Source organism: Streptomyces sp. NPDC043870, assembly GCF_056435785.1.
Map to the genome: position 1 here is coordinate 173,016 of NZ_JBWKDT010000002.1, position 17,754 is coordinate 190,769.

Sequence of the window (17,754 nt, forward strand, 5' to 3'; positions counted from 1 at the left end):
CGATTCGAAGGGCGAAGCGTGGCCAAGAAGCAAGGTGCCATCGAAATTGAGGGCACCGTGATCGAGTCCCTGCCGAACGCCATGTTCAAGGTGGAGCTCCAGAACGGTCACAAGGTCCTCGCGCACATCTCCGGCAAGATGCGGATGCACTACATCCGTATCCTCCCGGACGACCGGGTCGTCGTGGAGCTGTCTCCGTACGACCTGACGCGTGGCCGGATCGTCTACCGGTACAAGTAGATCTTGCCCTCACCCCCTCCCGTGGGGTGCTGGCACTGACCCGGAGAACCTCACATCCCATGAAGGTCAAGCCGAGCGTCAAGAAGATCTGCGACAAGTGCAAGGTGATCCGCCGTCACGGCCGGGTCATGGTCATCTGCGACAACCTGCGCCACAAGCAGCGCCAGGGCTGACGCACGCCAACCTGCACTTCGCAGTACTTCGCGCGACGCAAGCAATACGTACATAAGCAGTGCCCGTCCAAGCCGCACGGTTCCCGAACCACGCGGCTGACGACACCTCCGGCGGGGGCCGGGGACCCGGACGTACCACTTCTCCGGCAAGGAGAGGTCGGCGGTCGGGAGCGGTACTGCGGAAGACCCCCGAACACCACAGGAGCCATTGAATGGCACGCGTTTCCGGTGTTGACATCCCGCGCGACAAGCGTGTGGAGGTCGCACTCACCTACGTCTTCGGTATCGGCCGCACCCAGTCGAAGGCGACTCTCGCCGCGACCGGTGTGAACCCGAACACCCGCGTTCGTGACCTGGCCGAAGAGGACCTGGTCAAGATCCGCGAGTACGTGGACGCCAACCTCAAGACCGAGGGTGACCTCCGTCGCGAGATCCAGGCCGACATCCGGCGCAAGGTCGAGATCGGCTGCTACCAGGGTCTGCGCCACCGCCGTGGCCTGCCCGTCCACGGTCAGCGCACCAGCACGAACGCTCGTACCCGCAAGGGCCCGCGTCGCGCCATCGCCGGTAAGAAGAAGCCGGGCAAGAAGTAGTCCACAGCGGACGCTCATCAGCGGTCTTCGCTGTAGGACCGACCACCTCCTCTCCAGCTGGAGTTAAGACATGCCCCCCAAGGGACGTCAGGGCGCTGCCAAGAAGGTGCGCCGCAAGGAAAAGAAGAACGTCGCTCACGGCCACGCGCACATCAAGAGCACGTTCAACAACACCATCGTTTCGATCACCGACCCGACCGGCAACGTGATCTCCTGGGCCTCCGCCGGCCACGTCGGCTTCAAGGGCTCGCGCAAGTCCACCCCCTTCGCCGCGCAGATGGCCGCCGAGTCGGCCGCCCGCCGCGCGCAGGAGCACGGCATGCGCAAGGTCGACGTCTTCGTCAAGGGTCCCGGCTCCGGCCGTGAGACCGCGATCCGCTCCCTCCAGGCCACGGGCCTCGAGGTCGGCTCGATCCAGGACGTCACCCCCACGCCGCACAACGGCTGCCGTCCCCCCAAGCGCCGCCGCGTCTGACGCGTCGCGCTGACGGTACGGCTGCTCGTGGTGCGGCCCCCGGCCGGGGGTGTGGGGGTTGCCCCCCACGAAATCGCAGCACGGCTGCCGTCCCCCCAAGCGGAGGCGCGTCTGACCTCAGGTGCGTTACGCACCTGTGGCTGATGTGGGATTCCGGGCGCCAGGACCCCTTCGGGGCCCTGGCGCCCGTACCCTTGCAGTATCCGAGGGCGTCAAATAGTGGGCGTCCACGACTGAAGGAAAAACACCATGCTGATCGCTCAGCGTCCTTCGCTGACCGAAGAGGTTGTTGACGAGTACCGCTCGCGGTTCGTCATCGAGCCGCTGGAGCCGGGCTTCGGCTACACGCTCGGCAACTCTCTGCGCCGTACGCTCCTCTCCTCGATCCCGGGCGCTGCTGTCACGTCCATCCGGATCGACGGTGTCCTGCACGAGTTCACCACCGTGCCGGGCGTCAAGGAGGACGTCACCGACCTCATCCTGAACATCAAGCAGCTGGTCGTCTCCTCGGAGCACGACGAGCCGGTCGTGATGTACCTGCGCAAGCAGGGCCCGGGTCTGGTCACCGCCGCCGACATCGCCCCGCCGGCCGGTGTCGAGGTCCACAACCCCGACCTGGTCCTGGCCACGCTCAACGGCAAGGGCAAGCTGGAGATGGAGCTGACCGTCGAGCGCGGTCGCGGCTACGTCTCCGCCGTGCAGAACAAGCAGGTGGGCCAGGAGATCGGCCGGATCCCGGTCGACTCCATCTACTCACCGGTGCTCAAGGTCACCTACAAGGTCGAGGCGACCCGTGTCGAGCAGCGCACCGACTTCGACAAGCTGATCGTCGACGTCGAGACCAAGCAGGCCATGCGTCCGCGCGACGCCATGGCGTCGGCCGGTAAGACCCTGGTCGAGCTGTTCGGTCTGGCGCGCGAGCTCAACATCGACGCCGAGGGCATCGACATGGGCCCGTCCCCGACGGACGCCGCGCTCGCTGCCGACCTGGCGCTGCCGATCGAGGAGCTTGAGCTCACGGTCCGCTCGTACAACTGCCTCAAGCGCGAGGGCATCCACTCCGTGGGTGAGCTCGTCGCCCGCTCCGAGGCCGACCTGCTCGACATCCGCAACTTCGGTGCGAAGTCGATCGACGAGGTCAAGGCGAAGCTGGCCGGCATGGGCCTGGCCCTCAAGGACAGCCCGCCCGGATTCGACCCGACCGCCGCCGCCGACGCCTTCGGCGCCGACGACGACGCGGACGCGGGCTTCGTCGAGACCGAGCAGTACTGATCTGAGTCGCGGCTCGCGTCTCGGGCTGGGGGTCCGGGGGTCGTCCCCCGGATACATGCAGTGTCGAGACCGAGCAGTACTGAGAGATTTGCGGGGGGCTCACGCCCCCCGCACCTGCCCCCTCGCGACCGCCTGGGGGAACTGACATCGGTACCTGATACGGCCGGTGCAGATCACAAGGAGAAACACCATGCCGAAGCCCGCCAAGGGTGCCCGTCTGGGCGGCAGCGCCGCGCACGAGAAGCTGCTTCTCGCGAACCTCGCGAAGTCGCTGTTCGAGCACGGCCGCATCACCACGACCGAGGCCAAGGCCCGCCGCCTGCGTCCGGTCGCCGAGCGTCTGATCACGAAGGCGAAGAAGGGCGACATCCACAACCGTCGCCTGGTGCTGCAGACGATCACGGACAAGAGCGTCGTCCACACGCTCTTCACCGAGATCGCTCCGCGCTACGCCGAGCGTCCGGGTGGTTACACCCGGATCACGAAGATCGGCAACCGTCGTGGTGACAACGCCCCGATGGCCGTGATCGAGCTCGTCGAGGGCGAGATCGCGAAGAAGGCCACGGTCGCCGAGGCCGAGGCCGCCACCAAGCGCGCGGTCAAGGAGGCCGACGAGGCCAAGGTCGAGGAGACCAAGGCCGAGGACGCCGCCGAGGCTCCGGCCGAGGAGTCGAAGGACGCCTGAGCGTTCTGAGACGGCTTTACGGCTGACGGACGGGCCCGTTCCCCTTTGTGGGGGCGGGCCCGTTCCTGCTGAAAGGGATTACGAGACGTGAGCGATGACGTGAGGCCCGGCTTCGTACGGGTGCGGCTGGACCTGTCGTACGACGGCAAGGACTTCTCGGGCTGGGCCAGGCAGACCCGCGGGCAGCGGACCGTGCAGGGCGAGATCGAGGACGCGATCCGTACGGTGACACGGTCGTCGGAGACGTACGAGCTGACCGTCGCCGGACGTACCGACGCGGGGGTGCACGCCCGGGGGCAGGTGGCGCATGTCGATCTGCCGCAGGCGGTGTGGGACGACCACCGGGAGAAGCTGCTGCGGCGGCTCGCAGGGCGGCTGTCGCACGACGTGAGGGTGTGGAAGGCCGAGGAGGCCCCCGCCGGGTTCAACGCCCGTTTCTCCGCGATCTGGCGGCGCTACGCCTACCGCGTCACCGACCACCCCGGCGGCGTCGACCCGCTGCTGCGCGGCCATGTGCTGTGGCACGACTGGCCGCTCGACGTGGACGCCATGAACGCCGCCGCCGAGAAGCTCCTCGGCGAGCACGACTTCGCGGCGTACTGCAAGAAGCGCGAGGGCGCCACGACCATCCGGACCCTGCAGGAGCTGCGCTGGGAGCGCGGCGCGGACGGGATCCTCACCGCGACCGTGAAGGCCGACGCCTTCTGCCACAACATGGTGCGCGCGCTGGTCGGCGCGATGCTGTTCGTCGGCGACGGGCACCGTCCCGTGGACTGGCCGGGCCAGGTGCTGGCCGCGGGCGTCCGTGACTCGGCCGTACACGTCGTACGGCCGCACGGACTCACCCTGGAGGAAGTCGGCTATCCCGCCGACGAGTTGCTGGCCGCGAGGAATCTGGCGGCCCGCAACAAGCGGTCGTTGCCCGGGTCACTGACCGGCGGGAGCGGTGGCTGCTGCTGACGCCTGCATCTCGCCCCGGCGCACGATCTGACGGAACGTGAACTCCGCCAGGTCGTCGCCCGGCTGGAAGGCCTTGGTGTCGCCCTTGGTGACGGACTTTCCGTTCAGATAGCCCGTCGCGGTGAAGTAGGCGTAGCGGCCGTAGGAGTTGCCCACGAAGCGGCACACCGGGCCGCCCTTGCAGAAGCCTGCGACGCCCGAGCCGGCCAGCGGGGCGATGTTGCGCGCCGACTGCTTCACGGCGGCCTGTGCCTGAGCCTCCGTCGGGAAGACCGCGACACCGATGGTGACGGCCACGCCGTCCTTCGTGTACGTCGCGCGGATCACCTGGTCGCAGCCGTGGGACCGCAGGGCCGCGCCCAGCGAACCCTGGGTGGCCGAGGCGCAGTTGGTGGTGCGGGCGGTGGAGCCCTTGGCGTAGACCCGGTCGCCCATCGTCAGCTTCTTGCCCGGGTAGAGGGTATCGGCGCTGAGGGGCGCCTTGTCCTTCTTCTCGCTGGAGATGAAGTCCTTCGGGTTGGGCGGGGGCGGCGGCGCGACCGACGAGAACGACGGCTCGGGCTGGGTGGTCTCGTTCGGCAGATCGGGCGCCGTGGGCAGATCAGTGGCGTTCTTGCCGGACTCGGCGCCCTTGTTCGTGGACACGACGGCCGTGGCCACGATCGCGGCGATCGCGGCGGTCGCCACAGCGCCGCCGCCGATCAGCAGCCACCTCTTGCGGCGGGTGCGCGCGGCCGAGGCGTCGGCCAGCGCCGCCCAGTCCGGCGTCTGCAAGGACTGCGACTGCTGCGACTGCTGTCCGTACTGCTGGTGCGGCTCCTGCGGCCACTGGGGTCCCCCAAAGCTCATGCCGCGCATCCTAAACCGGTTGGGCGGGAGCGTGTCCGGCGGCGACAATGCCCGCCATGGGACATCTCGAGGCCGCGCATCTGGAGTACTACCTGCCGGACGGGCGGCCGCTGCTGGGCGACGTCTCCTTCCGGGTGGGGGACGGCTCGGTCGTCGCCCTCGTCGGGGCGAACGGTGCGGGCAAGACGACCTTGCTGCGGCTGCTCTCCGCGGAGCTGAAGCCGCACGGCGGGACCGTGTCGGTGAGCGGCGGTCTCGGGGTGATGCCGCAGTTCGTGGGCTCGGTGCGGGATGAGCGCACGGTCCGGGACCTGCTGGTGTCGGTGGCCCAGCCGCGGATCCGGGAGGCGGCGCGGGTGGTCGACGAGGCCGAGCAGCTGATCATGACGGTCGACGACGAGGCCGCGCAGATGCGGTACGCGCAGGCGCTGAGCGACTGGGCCGAGGTGCAGGGCTACGAGGCCGAGACGGTCTGGGACATGTGCACCATGGCCGCGCTCGGCGTCCCGTACGAGAAGGCGCAGTGGCGGCTGGTACGGACGCTCTCCGGCGGTGAGCAGAAGCGGCTCGTGCTGGAGGCGCTGCTGCGCGGCCCCGACGAGGTGCTGCTCCTCGACGAGCCGGACAACTATCTGGACGTCCCGGGCAAGCGCTGGCTGGAGGAGCGGCTGCGGGAGACCCGTAAGACCGTGCTCTTCGTCTCCCACGACCGGGAGCTGCTGGCGCGCGCGGCGCAGAAGATCGTGGCGGTGGAGCCGGGGCCCGCGGGCAGCGACGTGTGGGTGCACGGCGGGAGCTTCGGCACGTTCCACGAGGCGCGCCGGGAGCGGTTCGCGCGGTTCGAGGAGCTGAAGCGGCGCTGGGAGGAGAAGCACGCCCAGCTGAAGAAGCTGGTGATCAATCTGCGGCAGGCCGCGTCGGTCAGCCATGAGATGGCGTCGCGGTACGCGGCGGCCCAGACCCGGCTGCGGAAGTTCGAGGAGGCCGGCCCGCCGCCGGAGCCGCCGCGCGAGCAGGACATCCGGATGCGGCTGCGCGGCGGGCGCACCGGCGTGCGGGCGGTGACCTGCGAGAACCTGGAGCTGACGGGGCTGATGAAGCCCTTCTCGCTGGAGATCTTCTACGGCGAGCGGGTCGCGGTCCTCGGGTCGAACGGCTCGGGGAAGTCGCACTTCCTGCGGCTGCTGGCCGGGGAGCAGGTGGCGCACAGCGGGACCTGGAAGCTGGGTGCGCGGGTCCTGCCCGGGCACTTCGCCCAGACCCACGCGCATCCCGAGCTGCTGGGCCGCACGCTCGTCGACATCCTGTGGACGGAGCATGCGAAGGACCGCGGCGGCGCGATGAGCGCGCTGCGGCGGTACGAGCTGGAGCGGCAGGGCGATCAACCGTTCGACCGGCTGTCGGGCGGGCAGCAGGCGCGCTTCCAGATCCTGCTGCTGGAGCTGCGGGGGACGACGGCGCTGCTGCTGGACGAGCCGACGGACAACCTGGACCTGGAGTCGGCGGAGGCGCTGCAGGAAGGTCTCGAGGCGTACGAGGGGACGGTGCTGGCGGTGACCCACGACCGCTGGTTCGCGAAGAGCTTCGACCGCTACCTGGTCTTCGGCTCCGACGGGGTGGTGCGGGAGACCGGGGAGCCGGTCTGGGACGAGCGCAGGGTGGTGCGGGAGCGGTAGGGGGTGGGCGGCCGCCCTGTCGGCGGACGGGGTCCGTCGCAGCCTGCCGAAGCCGGGGAGGCCCCCTGGGGCCGAGCCGTGCGAGGGCGGCGTGGGGGAGAGGTCCCGGCCGTGGGGCCGAGGCGTTTTGACCCGCGTGGGTGCCCGAAGGTATTCTTCTGGTTCGTTATGCGTATTGGCTTGGTCGTTCTCACGCGAGGGGCCCTTACGCCGGTCCACCGGGCCGATGACCAGCGGCAGGCACTCGGGTTGCGTCCCCGATGTGCGGCCAAGGCTGTCGTGATCGTCCGGGTGGCCTTAGGACCCTTCCCCTAAGCCCTAGGGCTTGGGGATACCCCAACTGAGAAGCGAAGGCTACGACCGTGCGTACGTACAGCCCCAAGCCCGGCGATGTCACCCGCCAGTGGCACGTCATTGACGCCCAGGACGTCGTCCTGGGTCGTCTGGCGACCACTGCCGCCACCCTTCTGCGGGGCAAGCACAAGCCGATCTACGCGCCGCACGTTGACGCTGGTGACTTCGTCATCATCATCAACGCCGAGAAGGTGCACCTGTCCGGCAACAAGCGGACCCAGAAGATGGCGTACCGCCACTCCGGCTACCCGGGTGGTCTGCGTTCCGTCCGCTACGACGAGCTGCTCGAGAAGAACCCCGAGAAGGCCATCGAGAAGGCCGTCAAGGGCATGCTCCCGAAGAACTCCCTGGGCCGTCAGATGCTCTCGAAGCTGAAGGTCTACGCGGGCGAGAACCACCCGCACGCTGCTCAGCAGCCGGTTCCGTTCGAGATCACCCAGGTCGCGCAGTAAGTCCGGCCACCCCCTAAGACGAAAAGAATCTGAGGAGCATCGTGGCCGAGACCACCGCTGAGACCCCCGTCGAGGGCGAAGAGACCTACGCCGAGGTCACCACCTTCGAGTCCGACGTCCCCGTCGAGGGCGAGTACACGAGCGAGTCGCTCGCGTCCCGCTTCGGCGAGCCCCAGCCGGCCGCCGGCCTGGGTCGTCGCAAGAACGCCATCGCCCGTGTCCGGATCGTTCCGGGCACCGGCAAGTGGAAGATCAACGGTCGCACCCTTGAGGACTACTTCCCCAACAAGGTGCACCAGCAGGAAGTCAACGAGCCCTTCAAGGTGCTCGAGCTCGACGACCGCTACGACGTCATCGCCCGTATCTCGGGTGGCGGCGTCTCCGGCCAGGCCGGCGCCCTGCGCCTCGGCGTGGCCCGCGCGCTGAACGAGGCGGACGTGGACAACAACCGCGGCCCGCTGAAGAAGGCCGGCTTCCTGAGCCGCGACGACCGTGCCGTCGAGCGCAAGAAGGCCGGTCTGAAGAAGGCCCGCAAGGCCCCGCAGTACAGCAAGCGCTAATCCCGCCTGCTTGCCACATACGGCATACGTTCGCCCCGGCGGCACTCCGTGCTGCCGGGGCGTTCTGTTTCGGACCACCGGGGAGACCCCCCGGGGTGACACAGCTCGACGTCTCGGGCGTATAAACACAGGAAAGCGCCAGAGGCTCGCGTTTTCGGAGCATTTTCGGAGGACACCAGTGGGACGACTCTTCGGCACGGACGGTGTGCGCGGTGTCGCCAACGCGGATCTGACGGCGGAGCTCGCGCTCGGTCTGTCGGTCGCGGCGGCGCACGTACTCGCCGAGGCGGGCACGTTCGAGGGCCATCGGCCGACGGCGGTGGTCGGGCGTGATCCCCGTGCGTCCGGGGAGTTCCTGGAGGCCGCCGTGGTGGCGGGTCTCGCGAGCGCGGGCGTGGACGTCCTGCGTGTCGGAGTGCTGCCCACGCCCGCGGTGGCGTATCTGACCGGCGTGCTGGGCGCCGACCTCGGTGTGATGCTCTCGGCGAGCCACAACGCCATGCCGGACAACGGCATCAAGTTCTTCGCGCGCGGCGGCCACAAGCTGGCCGACGACCTGGAGGACCGGATCGAGTCCGTGTACGAGGAGCACCGCACCGGTGCGCCGTGGGACCGGCCGACCGGCTCCGGTGTGGGCCGTGTCCGCGACTACGACGAGGGCTTCGACAAGTACGTCGCCCACCTCATCGCGGTTCTGCCGAACCGGCTCGACGGGCTGAAGGTCGTCCTCGACGAGGCCCACGGCGCCGCGGCCCGGGTCTCGCCCGAGGCGTTCACGCGGGCGGGCGCGGAGGTCGTGACGATCGGCGCGGAGCCGGACGGGCTGAACATCAACGACGGCTGCGGGTCCACGCACCTGGACCTGCTGAAGGCCGCGGTCGTCGAGCACAAGGCCGACTTCGGTATCGCCCACGACGGTGACGCGGACCGCTGCCTCGCCGTGGACGCGGCGGGCAACGAGATCGACGGCGACCAGATCCTGGCGGTGCTGGCGCTGGCCATGCGCGAGGCGGGCACGCTGCGCGGCGACACGGTCGTCGCGACGGTGATGTCCAACCTGGGCTTCAAGCTGGCCATGGAGCGCGAGGGCGTGCAGCTCGTGCAGACCGCGGTCGGCGACCGGTACGTCCTGGAGTCGATGAAGGCCGAGGGCTACGCGCTGGGCGGCGAGCAGTCCGGCCACGTCATCGTCCTCGACCACGCCACGACGGGCGACGGCACGCTGACCGGTCTGATGCTGGCGGCGCGGGTCGCGGCGACGGGCCGCTCGCTCGCCGAGCTGGCGGGCGTCATGGAGCGTCTCCCGCAGATCCTGATCAACGTTCCGGATGTCGACAAGTCGCGTGTCGCCACCTCCGACGAGCTGTCAGCCGCCGTCGCCGACGCGGAGCGCGAGCTCGGCTCCACGGGCCGGGTCCTCCTGCGCCCGTCCGGCACCGAGCCCCTCGTCCGTGTGATGGTCGAGGCGGCGGACATCGACCAGGCGCGGTCGGTGGCGGGGCGGCTGGCTGACGCGGTGAAGTCGGCGCTGGGCTGACGCTGACGTGTGCGCAGGGGGTGGCCCCCTGCGCGTATCCCCTGGCGGGGTGCGGTTTGGGTACGGCGTGCCTCCGGCGGGGGCGGTGACGGTGTGCCCGGTGCCGTGGCGGCGTCCGGTGTGTCCGTCCTCAATCGCCGGACGGGCTTGGTGTGGCTGCTGCCGGTGGGTGGCGGGGGTGCGGTGTCGGTGTGCCCGGTGCCGTGGCGGCGTCCGGTGTGTCCGTCCTCAATCGCCGGACGGGCTTGGTGTGGCTGCTGCCGGTGGGTGGCGGGGGTGCGGTGTCGGTGTGCCCGGTGCCGTGGGCGCGGCCGGTGTGTCCGTCCTCAATCGCCGGACGGGCTCGGGGTGCGCCGGTGGGTGGTGGGGCGGGGCTCCGGGCTCGACTCCTCGGGACCGGCGGGTTGCCCGGTACCGCGGGAGCACCCGGTACTTCCGCCGGTCCCTGCGGGGCCGACCCTGCACGGCCCGCCCCGGACCCGTCCACCGACTGCAGCCCGGTGGGTGGGACGCGGGAGGGTGGGATCCGGCCCGGTTGCCGGGTGCCAGGGAAGTGCCGGTGCTCCGCCCTTCGGGGGAGTCGAGGGTGTGGCGTGCCCGGGGCCGCTGGTCGGGCTCGTACGTTCAGGTCGTATGACGGACGTATCGAGGGAGCCGCCCAGTCGGCGCGTTGCGCTTGCCGGGCTCGTCGGTGGGGCCGCGATGGTCGCCGGGTGCACACGATCGGACGCGGCGCCCACATCCAGCCCGAGCCCCACGGCGTCGTCCCCCGCCGGCGCGGGCGGTCCGACGCCTGGAGTGATGACGCTCTTCAAGGACCCGGCGTTCAATTTCAACGGGCTCTTCGCGCTCGGCGGGTCCGGCTTCGGCGCTGCTGAGGTCGGTGAGGTGCTCACCGCCGTGAACACGATCAACAAGGCCGGCCTCTCCTCGCAGACGTACGTCGAGACCTTCAGGAAGCTCGGCGACCAGCTGATGGAGGCACCCGAGGACAGCAAGTCCGACGACCAGACCACGCGCTTCCGTGCGCTGCGGGCCGCGCAGTACTACGCCCAGGCGCTGTTCTTCGTCCTCGGCTCCGACGACCCCGGCAGCGAGGAGCAGGTCTACAAAGCCGGACGCGGTGCCTGGGACAGGTTCTGCGACCTGTGCGACCCGGCGCCGGTGAAGACGAACGTCCCGTACGGGAAGTCCCCGCTGCCCGTGTGGTTCTTCCGGCCGGACGAGGCCGAACAGCGCCGTCCCACCGTGATCCTCACCAATGGCAGCGACGGGCAGAACGTCGACATGTGGACCTACGGCGTCTCGGCAGCCCTGAACCGCGGCTGGAACGCCCTGGTGTACGACGGGCCCGGTCAGGGACAGCTGCTCTTCGTGGACCAGGTGGTCTTCACCCCGACCTGGGAGAAGGTCGTCACCCCGCTCGTCGACTGGCTGGTCGCCCGACCGGACGTGGACACCGACAAGATCGCCCTGACCGGGCTGAGCATGGCCGGCGACCTCGCGCCCCGTGCCGCGGCCTTCGAGCAGCGGATCGCGGCACTGGTGGCGATGCCCGGCTGTGTGAACCCGTGGCTGGGCTTTCCCCCGGAGGTCCGCGAGATCCTCCAGCCGAGCAAGGAGGAGACCAACGACATCTGGAACAAGGAGGTCGTCCCCGAGCTGCCCCCGGCCGATGCCGCAACGCTGAAGAAGCGCTTCGAGCCCTTCTCCGTCCCGGCGATGCTGGACGCCCGCAAGGAGAAGATGTTCACCGACTTCTACACCCCTGCCAAGCTCATCCAGTCGCTGGACATCACGAACGTCGTGGGCCGCATCAAGATGCCCACGCTGGTCCTGGACTACGACTACGAGCAGTTCTATCCCGGCCAGCCGCGCCAGATGTTCGACAAGCTGACGGCTCCCAAGGACTACGTGAAGCTCACCACGGCCACCGGGGCGCAGCTGCACTGCTCCCCGATGGCTCCGCAGCAGCACTGCGAGGTGGTCTTCGACTGGCTGCAGGAGACGCTGTCAGGCCGCTGACTTCCTCGCCGTACGCTGCCGCTGGATCTTCCACAGCCACTTCTGGGTGAACAGCGTGAGCGTCCCGGCCAGGATGATGCCGAGCAGGTTGAGCAGCAGCTGCTCGCTGGAGCCCCAGGCCTGCCCGTAGTCGCTGTAGCTGAGAGCCACCGCCGCGTTCGAGGCGGCCGGGACCGTCGTCACCGAGATCGCCACGCCGACCAGCGCGCCCGATTTGGCCGAGGTCAGGGAGAGGGTGCCGGCGATGCCCGCGAGCACGGCGACGACGAACGAGAACTCGTCGGGGGCGTAGATGAAGGCGGTGTTGGGCCGGTCCGCCTCCAGCATCGAGCGCTCGAAGAGGCCGATGCCGTTCATGAAATAGCTGAAGAGGACCGTGAGCAGTATCGCCGCGGCGAAGCCCACGATCAGCGCCACCAGCGAGCGCCACGCGAGGCGCGGCAGGCGCTGCACCACGGCCGTGCTGAATCCGGCGAGCGGCCCGAACTCCGGGCCGACGGCCATCGCGCCCACGATGAGGATCGCGTTGTCGAGCACCACACCGCACGCGGCGATCATCGTCGCCAGCGTCAGGAACGTGATGTAGGTGAAGGAGAGCGTCGACTCCTCGTGGGTCGCGTCGGTCAGCTGCTCCCACAGCACCGCGTCCGCGCCCTCGCCCGGAGCCTCGTCCTCCGCCTTGTCGGCGCGCTTGGACAGCGACAGGTCGATGTTCTCGACCGCGATCGAGCCCTCTTTTTCGAGGCCCAGTTCCCGCAGGCGTTCGATCAGTTCGTCACCGGCCTCGCGTGCCACGTCGCACAGGACCAGATCGCCCGACGGGTTGCGGGCGGCACCGGGGAGGACGGCGAGATGCGTGGTGCCGACCGTCCTCTCCAGGGTGTCGACGACCTCCTCGGTGCGGTCGGAGGGGACGATCAGGCGCAGGTGCAGCAACGCGGCGCTCCTCGGCGGTTCAGAGTTTGCGCAGGGACAGGCGCTGGACCTTGTGATCGGGGCCTTTGCGCACGACCAGGGTGGCACGTCCCCGGGTCGGTGCGACGTTCTCCAGCAGATTGACCCCGTTGATCGTGCGCCACATCGTGCGCGCGTAGTCCAGCGCCTCGTCCTCGGACACCTGGGTGTACTTGCGGAAGTACGAGGAGGGGTCCTGGAACGCGGTCGCGCGCAGCTTGCGGAAGCGGTTGAGGTACCAGCGCTCGATGTCCTCGGGTCGCGCGTCCACGTACACGGAGAAGTCGAAGTAGTCGGCGAGGCCGACGCGGGTGCGGCCGTCCTTGCCGGGCAGGGCGGGCTGGAGGACGTTGAGGCCCTCGACGATGAGGATGTCCGGTCGGCGGACGGTGAGGCGCTCGCCCGGCACGATGTCGTAGATGAGGTGCGAGTAGACGGGGGCGGTGACCTCGTCCTTGCCGGCCTTGATGTCGGCGACGAAGCGGGTCAGGGCGCGGCGGTCGTACGACTCGGGGAAACCTTTCCGCGACATGAGGCCGCGCTCCTGCAGCTCCTTCATCGGCAGCAGGAAGCCGTCCGTGGTGACCAGCTCGACGCGCGGGTGCTCGGGCCAGCGGGCGAGCAGCGCCTGGAGGAGGCGCGCGACGGTGGACTTGCCGACGGCGACGGAGCCCGCGACACCTATGACGAAGGGGGTGCCGCGCTGGGTGCCGTGGCCGTTGCCCGCCTCGCCGAGGAAGGTGTTGAGGGCGCCACGGAGATTGGCGGTGGCGCCGACGTACAGATTGAGCAGCCGGGAGAGCGGCAGATAGATGTCCCGTACCTCGTCGAGGTCGATGACGTCGCCGAGACCGCGCAGCTGTTCGACCTCGGCCGCGGACAGGGGGAGCGGGGTTCTCTCGCGGAGAGCGCTCCACTCCTCGCGGGTGAGGTCGACGTAGGGGGACGACTCTGTCCTCTCGGCCCTACGGCTTCGTGGCGGCGAAGTGATCACATGCTCATTGTGGTCGCAGGACGGGCGGAGCGCGGCGTGTCGTCGCTCACGTCGACCCGTCACCTGTCCGTCGGACGCGTCGCGCGGCCACGGACCGGGGCGGCCCGGGTGCGCCCGCCGGAGTCGTAGGCTGCGGCCATGTGCGGAATCGTGGGATACGTGGGAGCGCAGTCCGCGCTCGATGTCGTCATCGCCGGGCTCAAGCGGCTCGAATACCGGGGCTACGACTCGGCAGGCGTGGCCGTACTCGCCGACGGCGGGCTCGCCGCGGCGAAGAAGGCGGGCAAGCTCGTCAACCTGGAGAAGGAGCTGGTCGACCGGCCCCTCCCGGCCGGGTCGACGGGCATCGGGCACACCCGCTGGGCCACCCACGGCGGCCCCACCGACGTCAATGCCCACCCCCATCTCGACAACGCGGGCCGGGTGGCGGTCGTCCACAACGGCATCATCGAGAACTTCGCGGCGCTGCGGGACGAGCTGGCCGAGCGCGGGCACGACCTCGCGTCCGAGACCGACACGGAGGTCGTGGCGCATCTGCTCGCCGAGTCGTTCTCGTCGTGCGGTGAGCTGGCCGAGGCGATGCGGCTGGTGTGCCGGCGTCTGGAGGGCGCGTTCACACTGGTCGCGGTGCACGCGGACGAGCCGGAGGTCGTTGTGGGGGCTCGCCGCAACTCGCCGCTGGTCGTCGGGATCGGCGACGGTGAGGCCTTCCTCGCGTCGGACGTGGCCGCGTTCATCGCGCACACCCGCTCGGCGATCGAGCTGGGCCAGGACCAGGTCGTCGAACTGCGGCGCGACAGCGTGACTGTCACGGACTTCGAGGGCGCGCCCGCGGAAGTGCGGGCGTACCACGTGGACTGGGACGCGTCCGCCGCCGAGAAGGACGGCTACGACTACTTCATGCTCAAGGAGATCGCCGAACAGCCGAAGGCGGTCGCCGACACGCTGCTGGGCCGAATCGACGCGAGCGGCTCGCTGACCCTGGACGAGGTGCGGATTCCGGCTACGGTGCTGCGCGAAGCGACCAAGATCGTGATCGTGGCGTGCGGTACGGCCTTCCACGCCGGGCTCATCGCCAAGTACGCCATCGAGCACTGGACGCGTATCCCGTGCGAGGTCGAGCTGGCGAGCGAGTTCCGGTACCGGGACCCGATCCTGGACCCGCGGACCCTGGTGATCGCGATCTCCCAGTCGGGCGAGACCATGGACACCCTCATGGCGCTGCGGCACGCGCGCGAGCAGGGCGCGAAGGTCCTGGCCATCTGCAACACGAACGGTTCCACGATCCCGCGCGAGTCGGACGCGGTGCTGTACACGCACGCGGGCCCCGAGGTCGCGGTCGCCTCGACGAAGGCGTTCCTGACCCAGCTGGTGGCGTGCTACCTGGTGGCGCTGTACCTGGGGCAGGTACGGGGTACGAAGTGGGGCGACGAGATCCGGGCCGTCGTCCGGGACCTGTCGCAGATCGCCACGCAGGTGGAACAGGTCCTGGAGACCATGGAGCCGGTGCGGGAGCTGGCCCGCTCGCTGACCCGCAAGAACACGGTGCTGTTCCTCGGCCGGCACGTCGGGTACCCGGTCGCGCTGGAGGGCGCGCTGAAGCTCAAGGAGCTCGCCTACATGCACGCCGAGGGCTTCGCGGCGGGTGAGCTCAAACACGGGCCCATCGCGCTGATCGAGAACGACATGCCGGTCGTGGTGGTCGTACCGTCGCCGCGCAGCCGGTCCGTGCTGCACGACAAGATCGTGTCGAACATCCAGGAGATCCGGGCGCGCGGTGCGCGGACGATCGTGATCGCGGAGGAGGGCGACGAGGCGGTCGTGCCGTACGCGGACCATCTGATCCGCATCCCGCCGACGCCCGCGCTGCTCCAGCCCATGGTCGCGACCGTGCCGCTGCAGGTCTTCGCGTGCGAGCTGGCGACGGCCCGTGGCAACGAGGTGGACCAGCCGCGGAACCTGGCGAAGTCGGTCACGGTCGAATGATCATCGGGGTGGGGATCGACGTCGCCGAGATCGACCGGTTCGACGACGCGCTGCGGCGGACGCCGGGGATGGCGCGCCGGCTGTTCCTCGACAGCGAGCTGTTCCTGGGCAGCGGTGAGCGGCGCGGCGTCGCCTCCCTCGCGGCCCGCTTCGCCGCGAAGGAGGCGGTCGCGAAGGCGCTGGGCGCGCCGGCCGGGCTGCACTGGACGGACTGCGAGGTGTACGTCGAGGACTCCGGGCAGCCGCGACTGCGGGTGCGGGGCACGGTCGCGGCGGCGGCCGAGGAGCGAGGGGTGCGGTCGTGGCATGTGTCGCTCAGCCATGACGCGGGCGTCGCGTCGGCGGTGGTGATCGCCGAGGGGTAGGTACCTCCGCGGGCCTTCTGTCGCCGTTTCGGTTCCGCCCCCGGCCGGTCGCTGGGTGCGGGCCGGTGGGTGGCCCGCGCGGGCGGAGTTGGCGCGATTCGTGGCGTGGCCCGGGAGGGCGGGGCGCGGCAGACTTCTGAGCATGCGTCATGCCTACAGCGTGGAGACCGTACGGGCCGCAGAGGCCGAGTTGATGGGCCGGCTGCCGGAGGGTGCGCTCATGCAGCGGGCCGCCGCCGGGCTGGCCGCCGCGGCCGCCGGACTGCTCGGGCGGGTGTACGGGGCCCGCGTCGTGCTGCTCGTCGGCAGCGGGGACAACGGGGGCGACGCGCTCTACGCGGGGGCGCGGCTCGCCCGCCGGGGCGCCGGGGTGACCGCGGTGCTGCTCGCCCCCGACCGGACCCACGGGGCCGGTCTTGCCGCGCTCCTGAAATCCGGCGGGCGGGTCGCCGACGACCCGTTCGCGGTGCTGGCCGTGGCCGACCTCGTACTGGACGGCATCACCGGGATCGGCGGCCACGGCGGCCTCCGCCCCGACGCCGTACCGGTCGCCCGCGCCGCACGCGGCTCCGGCGCGGTCGTGCTCGCCGTCGATCTGCCGAGCGGGGTCGAGGCGGACTCGGGCGAGGTCGCGGGGGAGGCGCTGCGGGCGGATGCGACCGTCACGTTCGGTACGTACAAGCCCGCCCTGCTGATCGACCCCGGCCGGGAGCACACCGGAGCGGTGCGGCTCGTCGACATCGGCCTGGAACCGCATCTGCCGTCCGTGCCCGATCTGGAGGCCCTGCAACACGCGGACGTGGCCCAGTTGTTGCCGGTGCCCGCCGTGGAGAGCGACAAGTACCGCAGAGGCGTGGTCGGTGTCGTCGCCGGGTCCCCACGTTACCCGGGCGCCGCCGTCCTCGCGGTGGCGGGCGCACTGCGCGGCGGCGCGGGGGCCGTGCGGTACGTGGGCCCGGGGGCGGACGCGGTGATCGCCCGGTTCCCGGAGGCGCTGGTGCACGGCTGGCCGCCCTCGAAGGCGGGCCGGGTGCAGGCCTGGGTCGTCGGCCCGGGCCTGGGCGACGGGCCCGGCGTGCAGGATCTGCTGGACTCAGACGTTCCGGTGCTGGTCGACGCGGACGGACTGCGCGGCCTCGACCCCGACGCGGTGCGCGGACGCAGTGCACCGACGCTGCTCACCCCGCACGCGGGTGAGGCGGCGGCGCTGCTCGGCGTGGCGCGTGAGGAGGTCGAGGGGGCACGGCTCACCTCCGTGCGGGCGCTGGCTGCGAAGTACGGTGCGACGGTGCTGCTCAAGGGCTCGACGACGCTGGTGGCCGATCCGGACACCCGCCGCGCGGTCCGGGTGAACCCGACGGGCACGTCGTGGCTGGCCACGGCCGGCAGCGGAGATGTCCTGTCGGGGCTCGCCGGTTCACTGCTCGCGGCGGGCCTCCCGCCGCTGGACGCCGCCTCCGTGGCCGCGTACCTCCACGGTCTGGCTGCCCGGCGCGTCTCCCGCGACGCCCCGGTGTCGGCGAACGACGTGGCCACGGCGATCCCCCAGGCCTGGCGCGACGTGACGAGCCCCTGACATGTCACCCCCCGGCACAGCAGGCGGG

18 protein-coding genes are annotated in these 17,754 nt (G+C 70.3%); 15 read left to right on the top strand and 3 right to left on the bottom strand.

The features are described from left to right. Nucleotides 1-18: 18 nt before the first annotated feature. From infA to truA, 7 genes are all read left to right on the top strand, one after another. Nucleotides 19-240, top strand: a complete 222-nt coding sequence (gene infA, locus AC0699_RS03235) for a translation initiation factor IF-1 (protein WP_003956442.1) — start codon at nt 19-21, stop codon at nt 238-240. A gap of 59 nt (nt 241-299) precedes the next feature. Beyond that, entirely contained in the window at nt 300-413 is a 114-nt protein-coding gene (gene rpmJ, locus AC0699_RS03240) for a 50S ribosomal protein L36 (RefSeq protein ID WP_003956441.1), read from the top strand. Nucleotides 414-625: 212 nt separating this feature from the next. Further along, entirely contained in the window at nt 626-1,006 is a 381-nt protein-coding gene (gene rpsM / locus AC0699_RS03245) for a 30S ribosomal protein S13 (RefSeq protein ID WP_004946638.1), read from the top strand. Between the two features lie 70 nt (nt 1,007-1,076). After that, nucleotides 1,077-1,481 (top strand): 30S ribosomal protein S11, encoded by a 405-nt coding sequence (rpsK, locus tag AC0699_RS03250; protein WP_003948617.1) that lies wholly within the window; start codon nt 1,077-1,079, stop codon nt 1,479-1,481. 249 nt (nt 1,482-1,730) lie between these two features. Beyond that, a complete protein-coding gene (locus tag AC0699_RS03255; RefSeq protein WP_003956430.1) occupies nt 1,731-2,753 on the top strand; it encodes a DNA-directed RNA polymerase subunit alpha in 1,023 nt (340 codons plus the stop codon). A 190-nt stretch (nt 2,754-2,943) separates the two neighbouring features. Then, nucleotides 2,944-3,438: a 50S ribosomal protein L17 gene (gene rplQ / locus AC0699_RS03260; RefSeq protein ID WP_469769386.1), complete on the top strand. Its 495-nt coding sequence runs from the start codon at nt 2,944-2,946 to the stop codon at nt 3,436-3,438. Between the two features lie 87 nt (nt 3,439-3,525). After that, the gene (gene truA / locus AC0699_RS03265; RefSeq protein ID WP_478654979.1) at nt 3,526-4,398 is read left to right on the top strand and encodes a tRNA pseudouridine(38-40) synthase TruA; all 873 of its coding nucleotides are present in this window, start codon (nt 3,526-3,528) and stop codon (nt 4,396-4,398) included. Here truA and AC0699_RS03270 read toward each other — a convergent pair. Next, complete coding sequence (locus tag AC0699_RS03270) at nt 4,366-5,247, bottom strand: hypothetical protein (protein ID WP_478654981.1); 882 nt, start codon at nt 5,245-5,247, stop codon at nt 4,366-4,368. The genes truA and AC0699_RS03270 overlap by 33 nt on opposite strands. A 47-nt stretch (nt 5,248-5,294) precedes the next feature. Here AC0699_RS03270 and AC0699_RS03275 point away from each other — a divergent pair, with 47 nt between their 5' ends. The 5 genes from AC0699_RS03275 (at nt 5,295) to AC0699_RS03295 (ending at nt 11,851) form a co-directional block, all read left to right on the top strand. After that, nucleotides 5,295-6,923, top strand: a complete 1,629-nt coding sequence (locus AC0699_RS03275) for an ABC-F family ATP-binding cassette domain-containing protein (protein ID WP_478654984.1) — start codon at nt 5,295-5,297, stop codon at nt 6,921-6,923. A 362-nt stretch (nt 6,924-7,285) separates the two neighbouring features. Then, entirely contained in the window at nt 7,286-7,729 is a 444-nt protein-coding gene (rplM, locus tag AC0699_RS03280; RefSeq protein ID WP_453657898.1) for a 50S ribosomal protein L13, read from the top strand. 41 nt (nt 7,730-7,770) lie between these two features. Continuing rightward, complete coding sequence (rpsI, locus tag AC0699_RS03285; RefSeq protein ID WP_453657900.1) at nt 7,771-8,289, top strand: 30S ribosomal protein S9; 519 nt, start codon at nt 7,771-7,773, stop codon at nt 8,287-8,289. A gap of 178 nt (nt 8,290-8,467) precedes the next feature. Continuing rightward, nucleotides 8,468-9,826 carry a phosphoglucosamine mutase gene (glmM, locus tag AC0699_RS03290; RefSeq protein WP_478654988.1) on the top strand — a complete coding sequence of 453 codons (1,359 nt, stop codon included), beginning with the start codon at nt 8,468-8,470 and terminating at the stop codon, nt 9,824-9,826. Nucleotides 9,827-10,627: 801 nt separating this feature from the next. Then, nucleotides 10,628-11,851 (top strand): alpha/beta hydrolase family protein, encoded by a 1,224-nt coding sequence (locus AC0699_RS03295; protein ID WP_478654990.1) that lies wholly within the window; start codon nt 10,628-10,630, stop codon nt 11,849-11,851. Here AC0699_RS03295 and AC0699_RS03300 read toward each other — a convergent pair. Further along, entirely contained in the window at nt 11,840-12,787 is a 948-nt protein-coding gene (locus AC0699_RS03300; RefSeq protein ID WP_478654992.1) for a DUF389 domain-containing protein, read from the bottom strand. The genes AC0699_RS03295 and AC0699_RS03300 overlap by 12 nt on opposite strands. Before the next feature lie 19 nt (nt 12,788-12,806). Further along, nucleotides 12,807-13,799 carry a type I pantothenate kinase gene (gene coaA / locus AC0699_RS03305; protein WP_478654994.1) on the bottom strand — a complete coding sequence of 331 codons (993 nt, stop codon included), beginning with the start codon at nt 13,797-13,799 and terminating at the stop codon, nt 12,807-12,809. Nucleotides 13,800-13,937: 138 nt separating this feature from the next. Between coaA and glmS the strand changes: the two genes are divergently transcribed. The 3 genes from glmS to AC0699_RS03320 all read left to right on the top strand — a co-directional run bounded on the left by glmS (nt 13,938) and on the right by AC0699_RS03320 (nt 17,726). Then, nucleotides 13,938-15,785 (top strand): glutamine--fructose-6-phosphate transaminase (isomerizing), encoded by a 1,848-nt coding sequence (glmS, locus tag AC0699_RS03310; RefSeq protein ID WP_478654996.1) that lies wholly within the window; start codon nt 13,938-13,940, stop codon nt 15,783-15,785. Further along, entirely contained in the window at nt 15,782-16,150 is a 369-nt protein-coding gene (locus AC0699_RS03315; protein ID WP_469769394.1) for a holo-ACP synthase, read from the top strand. Before glmS ends, AC0699_RS03315 begins: the two co-directional genes overlap by 4 nt. 142 nt (nt 16,151-16,292) lie before the next feature. Beyond that, complete coding sequence (locus AC0699_RS03320) at nt 16,293-17,726, top strand: NAD(P)H-hydrate dehydratase (protein ID WP_478654998.1); 1,434 nt, start codon at nt 16,293-16,295, stop codon at nt 17,724-17,726. Nucleotides 17,727-17,754: the final 28 nt, after the last annotated feature.

Excerpts from the sequence above, each read along its gene's own strand:
- rpmJ (WP_003956441.1), top strand. The coding sequence starts at position 300 with ATGAAGGTCAAGCCGAGCGTCAAGAAGATCTGCGACAAGTGCAAGGTG.
- rpsM (WP_004946638.1), top strand. The coding sequence starts at position 626 with ATGGCACGCGTTTCCGGTGTTGACATCCCGCGCGACAAGCGTGTGGAG.
- rpsK (WP_003948617.1), top strand. The coding sequence starts at position 1,077 with ATGCCCCCCAAGGGACGTCAGGGCGCTGCCAAGAAGGTGCGCCGCAAG.
- AC0699_RS03255 (WP_003956430.1), top strand. The coding sequence starts at position 1,731 with ATGCTGATCGCTCAGCGTCCTTCGCTGACCGAAGAGGTTGTTGACGAG.
- rplQ (WP_469769386.1), top strand. The coding sequence starts at position 2,944 with ATGCCGAAGCCCGCCAAGGGTGCCCGTCTGGGCGGCAGCGCCGCGCAC.
- AC0699_RS03270 (WP_478654981.1), bottom strand. The coding sequence starts at position 5,247 with ATGAGCTTTGGGGGACCCCAGTGGCCGCAGGAGCCGCACCAGCAGTAC.
- AC0699_RS03275 (WP_478654984.1), top strand. The coding sequence starts at position 5,295 with ATGCCCGCCATGGGACATCTCGAGGCCGCGCATCTGGAGTACTACCTG.
- AC0699_RS03295 (WP_478654990.1), top strand. The coding sequence starts at position 10,628 with ATGACGCTCTTCAAGGACCCGGCGTTCAATTTCAACGGGCTCTTCGCG.
- glmS (WP_478654996.1), top strand. The coding sequence starts at position 13,938 with ATGTGCGGAATCGTGGGATACGTGGGAGCGCAGTCCGCGCTCGATGTC.
- AC0699_RS03315 (WP_469769394.1), top strand. The coding sequence starts at position 15,782 with ATGATCATCGGGGTGGGGATCGACGTCGCCGAGATCGACCGGTTCGAC.
- AC0699_RS03320 (WP_478654998.1), top strand. The coding sequence starts at position 16,293 with ATGCGTCATGCCTACAGCGTGGAGACCGTACGGGCCGCAGAGGCCGAG.